Source organism: Jannaschia seosinensis, assembly GCF_001408515.1.
Taxonomy (GTDB): domain Bacteria; phylum Pseudomonadota; class Alphaproteobacteria; order Rhodobacterales; family Rhodobacteraceae; genus Jannaschia; species Jannaschia seosinensis.
The window spans coordinates 21,003-30,010 of the sequence record NZ_CYPR01000113.1; the positions used below are offsets into that span (position 1 = coordinate 21,003).

General features: G+C 67.2%; 12 protein-coding genes. 5 read left to right on the forward strand and 7 right to left on the reverse strand.

Going from position 1 to position 9,008, the window contains the following annotated elements:
- Positions 1 to 19: 19 nt before the first annotated feature.
- Together JSE7799_RS09395 and mce are read right to left on the reverse strand one after the other, a co-directional pair.
- Positions 20 to 301, reverse strand: coding sequence for a DUF1467 family protein (locus JSE7799_RS09395; RefSeq protein ID WP_055663390.1), 282 nt, complete (start codon positions 299 to 301; stop codon positions 20 to 22).
- Positions 298 to 732: a methylmalonyl-CoA epimerase gene (gene mce, locus JSE7799_RS09400; RefSeq protein WP_055663391.1), complete on the reverse strand. Its 435-nt coding sequence runs from the start codon at positions 730 to 732 to the stop codon at positions 298 to 300. The genes JSE7799_RS09395 and mce overlap by 4 nt, the downstream gene beginning before the upstream one ends.
- Before the next feature lie 104 nt (positions 733 to 836).
- Here mce and JSE7799_RS09405 point away from each other — a divergent pair, with 104 nt between their 5' ends.
- The gene (locus JSE7799_RS09405) at positions 837 to 1,568 is read left to right on the forward strand and encodes a response regulator (protein WP_083480431.1); all 732 of its coding nucleotides are present in this window, start codon (positions 837 to 839) and stop codon (positions 1,566 to 1,568) included.
- Here JSE7799_RS09405 and JSE7799_RS09410 read toward each other — a convergent pair.
- Together JSE7799_RS09410 and JSE7799_RS09415 are read right to left on the reverse strand one after the other, a co-directional pair.
- Complete coding sequence (locus JSE7799_RS09410) at positions 1,565 to 2,215, reverse strand: GNAT family N-acetyltransferase (protein ID WP_055663392.1); 651 nt, start codon at positions 2,213 to 2,215, stop codon at positions 1,565 to 1,567. The two genes, JSE7799_RS09405 and JSE7799_RS09410, sit on opposite strands and share 4 nt — an antisense overlap.
- Positions 2,212 to 2,970: an SDR family NAD(P)-dependent oxidoreductase gene (locus JSE7799_RS09415; protein ID WP_055663393.1), complete on the reverse strand. Its 759-nt coding sequence runs from the start codon at positions 2,968 to 2,970 to the stop codon at positions 2,212 to 2,214. The genes JSE7799_RS09410 and JSE7799_RS09415 overlap by 4 nt, the downstream gene beginning before the upstream one ends.
- A gap of 218 nt (positions 2,971 to 3,188) precedes the next feature.
- Between JSE7799_RS09415 and JSE7799_RS09420 the strand changes: the two genes are divergently transcribed.
- The 4 genes from JSE7799_RS09420 to JSE7799_RS09435 are packed head-to-tail and all read left to right on the forward strand — an operon-like array spanning position 3,189 to position 5,812.
- Complete coding sequence (locus JSE7799_RS09420) at positions 3,189 to 3,695, forward strand: type III secretion system chaperone family protein (RefSeq protein WP_055663394.1); 507 nt, start codon at positions 3,189 to 3,191, stop codon at positions 3,693 to 3,695.
- A gap of 49 nt (positions 3,696 to 3,744) precedes the next feature.
- Entirely contained in the window at positions 3,745 to 4,539 is a 795-nt protein-coding gene (proC, locus tag JSE7799_RS09425) for a pyrroline-5-carboxylate reductase (protein WP_055663395.1), read from the forward strand.
- Complete coding sequence (locus JSE7799_RS09430) at positions 4,536 to 4,874, forward strand: tRNA-binding protein (protein ID WP_055663396.1); 339 nt, start codon at positions 4,536 to 4,538, stop codon at positions 4,872 to 4,874. The genes proC and JSE7799_RS09430 overlap by 4 nt, the downstream gene beginning before the upstream one ends.
- Complete coding sequence (locus JSE7799_RS09435) at positions 4,871 to 5,812, forward strand: 2-hydroxyacid dehydrogenase (protein ID WP_055663397.1); 942 nt, start codon at positions 4,871 to 4,873, stop codon at positions 5,810 to 5,812. Before JSE7799_RS09430 ends, JSE7799_RS09435 begins: the two co-directional genes overlap by 4 nt.
- 79 nt (positions 5,813 to 5,891) lie before the next feature.
- Here JSE7799_RS09435 and JSE7799_RS09440 read toward each other — a convergent pair whose 3' ends face one another.
- From JSE7799_RS09440 to JSE7799_RS09450, 3 genes are all read right to left on the reverse strand, one after another.
- Positions 5,892 to 7,349 carry an NAD-dependent succinate-semialdehyde dehydrogenase gene (locus JSE7799_RS09440; RefSeq protein WP_055663398.1) on the reverse strand — a complete coding sequence of 486 codons (1,458 nt, stop codon included), beginning with the start codon at positions 7,347 to 7,349 and terminating at the stop codon, positions 5,892 to 5,894.
- A gap of 5 nt (positions 7,350 to 7,354) precedes the next feature.
- A complete protein-coding gene (locus JSE7799_RS09445) occupies positions 7,355 to 8,221 on the reverse strand; it encodes an aldose epimerase family protein (protein ID WP_083480429.1) in 867 nt (288 codons plus the stop codon).
- 15 nt (positions 8,222 to 8,236) lie between these two features.
- The coding region (locus tag JSE7799_RS09450; RefSeq protein WP_055663400.1) for an IS256 family transposase at positions 8,237 to 9,008 on the reverse strand (772 nt) is incomplete at its 5' end.

The window sequence follows — 9,008 nt, forward strand, 5'->3', positions numbered from 1 at the left end:
CGGTTTGGATCCGGAGGCCTCAGAATTCCTGCGCGGGGCGGCCGGTCAGCGTCCGCAGGCCCTCGATCGTGATGAGCCCGGACAGGATCAGCCAGATAAGCAGTCCCGAGAGCACGAGCGAGATGACCGTGACCCACAACATGCGCGGCCCCAGCCGGAACTTCTCCGGGCTGGAGGCATGGGTCCCGTGCAGCCGCGCGCCGCGGTCGCCCTGCGTGTCCTGCCCGATCTGAAGACTGATCAGGAAGATCATCGCCCAGACCATCGCGAAGAGCACGAAGCCCGAAAAGAAACCGATCATGACGCAGCCTCAGGCTCGGCAGCTTTGCCAACTTCCTCGAGCTCGACCAGCGTTCCGGTGAAATCCTTCGGATGCAGGAACAGGACAGGGTTGCCATGCGCGCCGATCTTCGGCTCGCCGTCACCCAGAACCCGCGCGCCCGCGGCCGTCAGCCGGTCACGCGCCGCGCCGATATCGGCGACCTCGTAGCAGAGATGGTGAATGCCCCCGGCGGGGTTCTTTTCAAGGAAGCCCACGATCGGGCTATCTGCCCCGAGGGGATGCAGCAATTCGATCTTGGTGTTGGGAAGCGTGACGAACACCACCGTGACCCCATGCTCCGGCAGGTCCTGCGGGGCCCCCACCTGCGCCCCCAACGTGTCGCGATATTGCGCGGACGCCGCTTGGAGGTCGGGAACGGCGATGGCCACATGATTGAGTTTTCCGATCATGGCAGGCTTATCGCCGCACGCAGGCACAGGAACAAGCCGGGGATTCACCTTTCGTTAGGCATAGAGGCGGCATTGTGGCGCAGAATGCCGAGGAGAATCAGCCCATGCCGAATTCGGACAGCACCCGCACCGACATCGCCAAACCCACCGATTTTGCGCTTCGCCCTGCCCCCACGCCGCAGCGTCCGCTCCTCGGGCAGACTGTCCTTCTGGTGGAAGACAGCCGCTACGCGTCGGAGGCCATTCGCCTGCTGAGCCTGCGCTCCGGTGCGCGGATCCGGCGGGCCGACTGCATCGCCAGCGCGGAACGGCACCTGCTGACCTACCGCGCGGGTGTGGCCATCGTCGATCTGGGCCTGCCCGACGGGTCGGGGCTGGAACTGATCGCGCGCCTCGCCAACGCGACGCAGCGGCCCGACGTCATCCTGGCAACCTCCGGGCAGGCCGCCGACGTGGTGGAAGAAGACGCGCTGGCCGCCGGGGCCGACGGGTTCCTGCCGAAACCGGTCGAAAGCCTCGAATCCTTCCAGCAGCTCATCCTGCGTCACTTGCCCTCCGCCCTGTGGCCGCGCGGCCTGCGGATCGTCGGGTCGGAGACGATCGAGCCCGACACGCTCGCCCTGACCGAAGACCTGATCCGTGCGGAGCGGATGGCCGAGGAGGCGTCGGCGACGCCCGCCTTCATCGCGAACTTCCTCGCCGGGCTGGCGCGGACCGGCCGCGATCCTGCCCTGCTGGCCGAGGCCGAGGGTCTAGCCAGCCGCACACTCGACGATATCCGCCCGGCGCTGCGCCGCATGATCGAAGCGCGGCGCGAGACGAAGTCCGCGATCTAATTCGCCCCCATCTCCGACAGGCGCCGGATCTGCCGGCCCTCCGCGTCGAAATTGTCCGGTGCGAGCCAAGCTTGGTGTGCCTCCCGCAGGCGCGGCCAATCGTCGTCGACGATCGCGAACCAAGCCGTGTCGCGATTGCGCCCCTTGACGATCATGTGCTGGCGAAACGTCCCCTCATAGGTGAAGCCGAGTCGCTCCGCAGCCTGGCGCGAGGCCGCGTTTCCGGCATTGCACTTCCATTCCACTCTGCGGAACCCCGACGCGAAGCAGTGGTCCAGCAGCAGATGGATCGCCTCCGTCGCGGCAGGTCTGCGTTGCAAGCCGGGCGAGAAGGCGATGTTGCCGATCTCGATCACGCCGTGCTCACGGTCCGCCCGCATCAACGCGACCACTCCCGACCAGCCTTGTGCGCCCCGAACCGCGTAGAAGGCCGGATCATCAGTCGCCGCCGCGCCTTCGGCCCAGAGGCGGTAGACCTGTGGATCGGGAAACGGGCCGTAAGGCAGGTAGCGCCAGTGCGATTCGTCCGTCGGGTTCGCCGCATGCAGGGCCTCGACATGCGCGGGGTCCAGCCGCTCCAGCCGTGCGAATCGGCCCTCCAGCGCGTCGGGCGGCGACCAGTGGAGCGGGAAGCGTTCGGGGCTCATCGCGGCGCCATCCGGATCGCGCCGTCGAGGCGGATGACCTCGCCGTTCAGCATCGGATTCGTGGCGATCTGTTCCACCAGCATCGCAAACTCCTCCGGCCGGCCGAGCCGCGATGGATACGGCACCTGTCCGCCCAGCGAATCCTGCACCTCCTGCGGCAGACCTTGCAACATCGGCGTCAGGAACAGCCCCGGCGCGACGGCTACGACACGAATGCCAAGGGAGGCCAGATCCCGCGCCATCGGTAGCGTCATCGCCGCGACCCCGCCCTTGGATGCGGCATAGGCGACCTGCCCGACCTGCCCCTCATAGGCGGCGACGGAGGCGGTATTGACGATGACGCCGCGCTCCTTGTCCGGCCCGCGCTCGTCCTGCCGCGCCATGATCGCCGCGGCGGCCGAGGCGCAGTTGAACGTGCCGGTCAGGTTGATCGCGATCGTCCGGGCGAAGAGGTCCGGATCGTGCGCTCCGTCCCGCCCCACGGTCTTGGCGCCCGGTGCGACGCCCGCGCAATTGACCATCAGGTCGAGACGTCCGCCCTCGGCCACTCGCTCCAGCGCCGCCGCGCAGGCCGAGGCGTCGGTCACGTCGAGCGGCAGGTAGCTGCCGCCGATCTCGCCCGCCAGCGCCGCGCCCTCCTCGCTGCGGTCGAGCACGGTCACCGACCCGCCCGCCGCCGCGACCCGCCGGGCCACCGCCGCGCCCAGGCCCCCGGCCCCGCCGGCAATTGCCGCCACGCACCCATTCAATTCCATCGCGCCCTCCCTGATCCGTTTCCGGAAGGGTAGCGGGACGGAACGGCGGTGCAACAGGCCGGCAGCTGCGGAATCTTGTGGAGAAGCCCGTATCCGCCCTTTACAGGCCCCCGGACCGCCCCCACCATATGTTGTGTACTTGACGGGGCCCCGATCATACGGCTCGACAATGGACCGAGACCTATGGCTCCCTGCCCGTTCGAGCGGAAGGACAGGACATGATCCATCAGCGCCAGCAATTCTCGCAGACGGGCGATCTGCACCCGATCGATCTCGTGGAGACGGTCGCACAGACGCAGGACTGGGTCTTTGATCGCGTCGGCGACGATCAGATCGCGATGGTGGTCGAGGGGCAGTGGCGCAGCTACTCCGTCACGCTCGCCTGGTCGGATTCCGACGAGACCCTCCGTCTGCTGTGCTGCTTCGAGATGGAGCCGCCGGAATCCAGCCTGCCCGTGCTCTACGAGGCGCTGAACCTTGCCAACGACGATTGCTGGACAGGATCCTTCAGCTATTGGGCGGATCAGAAGATGATGGTTTGGCGCTACGGGCTGGTGCTTGCCGGCGGCGCCTGCGCCGAGGGTGAGCAGGTCGCGGCCATGGTGGCCGAGGCGATCGAGGCGGGCGAGCGGTACTACCCGGCCTTCCAACTCGTGTGCTGGGGTGGCCGTGCGCCGGCGGATGCGATGCAGATCGCGATGGCCGAGGCCTACGGCCACGCTTGACTTGCACGCCGCCGCCGCGCCCGGCAAGTTGCGGCCGGGAGGATGATTGATGGATTTCACCGATATCGAGGCGCGCGGCGTCGTATTGCTGGGTTGCGGCAAGATGGGCGGCGCGATGCTGGCCGGATGGCTGGACCGGGGGCTCTCGCCCGGCGCGGTCCATGTGATCGATCCGAAGCCGTCGGACTGGCTCCGCAATACCGGCGTGCATCTGGACGGCGGCCTGCCCGACAGCCCCGCAATCACCCTCATCGCGGTCAAGCCGCAGATGATGGGCGATGCCCTGCCTGCGTTGCAGGACCTCGACGATACGCTTTACGTCTCGATCGCCGCGGGCACGACGATTGGTGCTTTTGAGGCAGTATTCGGGGCCGAGGCCCGGATCGTGCGGGCGATGCCGAACACACCGGCCGCCATCAGCCAAGGCATCACGGCCATCGTCGGCAACGACGCGGCCACGGCGGACGATCTCGATCTGGCCGACCTGTTCCTGTCGGCCGTGGGTGAGGTCGTGCGCCTGAACGACGAAAGCGAGATGGATGCCGTGACCGGCCTCTCCGGCTCGGGCCCCGCCTACGTCTTCCACATGATCGAGGCGATGACGGCCGCGGGCGAGGCGCAGGGCCTTGCCCCCGAACTCGCCCTCCGCCTGGCGCGGGCGACGGTGGCGGGCGCCGGCGCGCTGGCCATGTCGGGCGAGGATCCGGAACAGTTGCGCAAGAACGTGACCTCGCCGAACGGCACGACGCAGGCCGGGCTCGAGGTCCTGATGGAGGAGTTGCAGGACCTGATGGCCCGCACCGTCGCCGCTGCGGCCGACCGCTCGCGCGAGTTGCGGGGATGAGCGATCTCGACTTCGAGACGTTCCAGCAGGTCGACATCCGCGTCGGCCGGATCGTCCGGGCCGAACCCTTTCCCGAGGCGCGCAAGCCAGCGATCAAGATGTGGATCGACTTCGGCCCGGAGATCGGCGAGCGAAAGACCTCGGCCCAGGTGACGCGGCATTACACGGCCGAGGGCCTGATCGGGCGGCAGGTCGTGGCTGTGGTCAACTTTCCGCCCCGTCAGATCGGGCGCTTCATGTCCGAGGTGCTGGTCCTCGGGCTGCCTGATTCGGATGGGGAGGTTGTGCTTCTGGCGCCTGACCATGATGTGCCCGAGGGGGGGCGGATGCATTGAAGCTGCTCGTCTCCCGCACCCTGCCCGACAGCGTGATGGCCGCGGCGCGCGACCGGTTCGCCGTCACGTGCCGCGAAACGACGCAGCCGATGGATCCCTTCGAATGTCGTGCGGCGCTTGCGGAACATGACGTGGTTCTGACGACACTCGGCGACGCGTTCGGAGCGAAAGCTTTTGAGGGCACGATCCGAGCCCGTGGCCTCGCGAATTTCGGCGTGGGTTACAACCATATCGACGCCGCCGCGGCCCGTGCGGCGGGCGTGGAGGTCACGAACACCCCGGGCGCCGTCACAGATGCGACGGCCGACATTGCCGTGACCCTGATCCTGATGGCGGCGCGTCGTGCGGGCGAAGGTGAACGGCTGGTCCGGGACGGCAAATGGACGGGCTGGCACCCGACGCAGATGCTGGGGATGCATGTCACCGGCAAGACGCTCGGCATCATCGGCATGGGCCGGATCGGTCAGGCGGTCGCCCGGCGCTGTCATCGGGGCTTCGACATGGATGTCGTGTTCTGGAACCGGTCCACGAAGGAGATCGAGGGCGCGCGGCAGCTTTCCTCCGTCGCCGAAGTCTGCGCCGCATCCGACATCGTGGCGGTGACCGTTGCCGCCACGCCCGAGACGCGGCACCTCATGGACGAGGAGGCCCTTGCCGCGATGCGGCCGCACGCAATCCTCGTCAACACGGCGCGCGGCGACGTGGTGGACGAGCCCGCCTTGATCGCGGCGCTGAGGGCCGGTGGCATCGCGGCAGCGGGTCTCGACGTCTATGAGCAGGAGCCGCACGTGCCGGAGGCGCTCCGTGCGCTCGAGAACGTGACGCTCCTGCCTCATCTCGGGACGGCGGCGCTGGAGGTGCGGGAGGCCATGGGGCGCATGGCGCTGGAGAATGCGATCGCGATGGCCGAGGGACGTACGCCGCCAAACCCGGTCTGAAAAACGCACGCTGCTTTGCGGTCGCCTGCGGGGCGCCTTGACGGGGACCTGATTACGGCCCCCGCCGCAGCAATGCGTGTCAGATTCCGTCGACGCAGACGTATTTCGTATCGAGGTAATCCTCGAGTCCCTGACTGCCGCCCTCCTTGCCGAGGCCGCTTTCCTTCACCCCGCCGAAGGGGGCCTCGACGGTGGTGATGAGGCCGGAATTGATGCCGATCATCCCGTATTGCAGCCCCTCGTTCAGGCGGAACGCACGCCCGAGATCGCGGGTATAGGCGTAGCAAGCCAGCCCGTAGACCGTGTCATTGGCCATCTCGATCGCTTCCTCCTCGGTCTCGAACCGAAAGACCGGCGCGAGCGGCCCGAAGATTTCCTCGGTTGCGAAGCGCATGGCCTGCGTGGCGCCCGTCACGATGGTCGGCGTGAAGAACGTGCCTCCTTTTTCGTGGCGGCCACCGCCGGTAACGATTTCCGCACCCTTTTCCGTGGCATCGGCCACGAAGGCTTCGACCTTTTCGACGGCATCCGCGTCGATCATCGGCCCCTGCTCCACACCCGCCTCGCGGCCGTCACCGACCTTCAGCGCCTCCGTCGCGGCCTTCAGTTTGGCCACGAAGGCATCGTGGATGCCCGCCTGCACATAGATGCGGTTGGCGCAGACACAGGTCTGGCCGGCATTGCGGAATTTCGACGCCATCGCGCCCGCGACCGCCGCGTCCAGATCGGCGTCGTCGAAGACGATGAACGGCGCGTTGCCGCCAAGTTCCATCGAAACCTTCTTCACCGTATCGGCCGATTGCCGGATCAGTTCCTTGCCCACCTCCGTCGAGCCGGTGAAGGTGATCTTGCGGACGCGGGCATCGTCCATGATCGTGCCCGCGATGTCGCGGGCGGAGCCGGTGACGATATTCACGACACCCTCGGGATAGCCCGCTTCTTCGGCCAGCGCGCCCCAGGCGAGGCCGCTATAGGGGGTGGCGGTTGCCGGCTTGGCGACGACGGTGCAGCCCGCGGCGAGCGCCGGAGCGAGCTTGCGCGCAAGCATGGAGCTCGGGAAATTCCAGGGGGTGATCATGCCGACCACGCCGACGGCGTGCTTGGTCACGAGGATGCGCCGCCCGTTCACACCCGCCGGCACGATTTCGCCCTTGGCCCGCCGCGCCTCCTCCGCGAACCAGCGGATGTATTGCGCGCCGATGACGATCTCGCCCTTCGCTTCGGCGAGCGGCTTGCCCATTTCCACCGTCAGCAGTTCCGCCAAATCCGCCTGGTTATCCATCAGCGCGTCGTGCAACCGCCAGAGGAGCGCCACCCGGTCCATCAGGGCCATGTCGCGAAATGCCGGAAATGCCGCCGCCGCCGCGTCGATCGCGCGCCCGGTCTCGGCCCGGCCCGCCTTTGGGATGGTTCCGATGGTTTCGCCCGTCGCGGGATTGGTCACATCGATCGTGGCGCCCGAATCCGCGCCGACCCAGCGGCCACCGATCAGGTTCGCCTCCCGCATCCACGCCTTGAAGCCGGTTCCGTCGAGCATGATCGTCATCCTTTCGTGAATGTGAAGGTCGTCGTCTGTTCGTAGGTTTCTCCCGGCCGCAGGATACTGTCGGGAAAATCCGGGCGGTTCACCGCGTCGGGCCAGACCTGTGCCTCGAGCGCCACCCCGGCATGGGCGCGGTACGTTCGGCCGCCGAGGCCAGGCACCTGTGTATTCAGCTTGGCCCCGTCATAGACCTGCAGGCCCGGCTCCGTCGTCGCAAGGACCATCTCGACGCCGCTTACCTCGGACCTCAGCCTAGCCACGTCGCGCAGTTCGACCCGCCGATCCGACAGGCACAGATTGTGGTCGAGCAGCCCCTCGCCCGGCAAGGCGCGGCCGCGGCGGAAATCCAGCGGCGTGCCGTCCACCGGAGCAGTGCCGGTCGGGATCATGTCGTCATTGACCGTGACGTAGCGGTCGGCATCCACCGTCAGCACGTGCCGGGCGATATCGTCCGTGTCGTCGAGCCGCCAATACGTATGGTGCGCAAGGTTAACCGGCGTCGGCGCGTCGGTCGTGGCGCGATAGAGGACCCGCAGCGTCGCCGGGGCGAGGCAGGCGAATTGCGCCTCAATCCACATCGCACCGGGAAAGCCCATCTCGCCATCCGCGAGAGCGAGGCCGAACGCAATCATGTCGTCGTCATGCGCCAGAAGCTGCCAGACCTGGTCGCTTGTCCCTCTGGCACCGCCATGCAGCATGTGACGCCCTTCGAAATTCGCGTTCAGCGGGTATTCCATCCCATCGAATGAAAACCAGGCGCCGCCGATACGGTTCGCCACCCGCCCCGCCGTCGCACCCATGTAATCGGAATGCTCCGGATAATCCTCAATGTTCTCCAACGATAGAGCAACCTGCGGTCTGGAAATTCTGCTGAGAGCGGGTCATGCATCCTGGCATTCCCATTTGATGTAGGCCTTGGTCTCGGAGGCCCATTTCTCGTCGATCTCTACGAGGACGGCGCTGACCAGTCGCAGCAGAGCGTCGTCGCTGGGAAAGACCCTGACCTTTACGGTGCGCCGCTTGAGCTCCTGCTGGACGGATCGCTCCATCGGGTTTGAAGTGCGCAGCCGGCGGCGATGGTGCTCGGGCAGCGTGAAGACCGCGAGCCCCTCGGGCGCGTTTTCCTCCAGCCATGCGGCCAGCTTCGGCGCAGAGGTGCGATAGCTGGCGACGATCTCTGCCAAGGCCGTTTCTGCCTTGGCGAGCGTGCTGGCATTCCACACGGTGCGCAGCTCAGCTCCGATGCGCTTGCGGCTCTCGACGTTCGGAGCGTGATGAATGGCGTTGCGCGCGAGATGGAACTGGCAGCGCTGCCACGTGGCGCCGCCAAGAACAGCCCGCCGGGCAGCACGCAGCCCTGAGTGGTCATCCGAAACGATGAACTCGACGCCGCGCAGGCCGCGGGCGACCAGGCTCTCCAAGAAGCCCCGCCAGTGGACCTCGGCCTCGGACAGGGCCACGGAAACGCCCAGAACACGCCGCCGCTCGTCCGGGCCGATGCCGATTGCCGAGAGCACGGCAGCATCGCGCACCACCCCGCCGTGGCGCATCTTCTCGTACCGGGCATCGAGGATGAGGTATTTTACCTGGCCCAGAGGGCGGTTGCGCCATGCCTCCAGTTCGTCGTCGAGCAGCTTGGCAGCCCGGCTGACC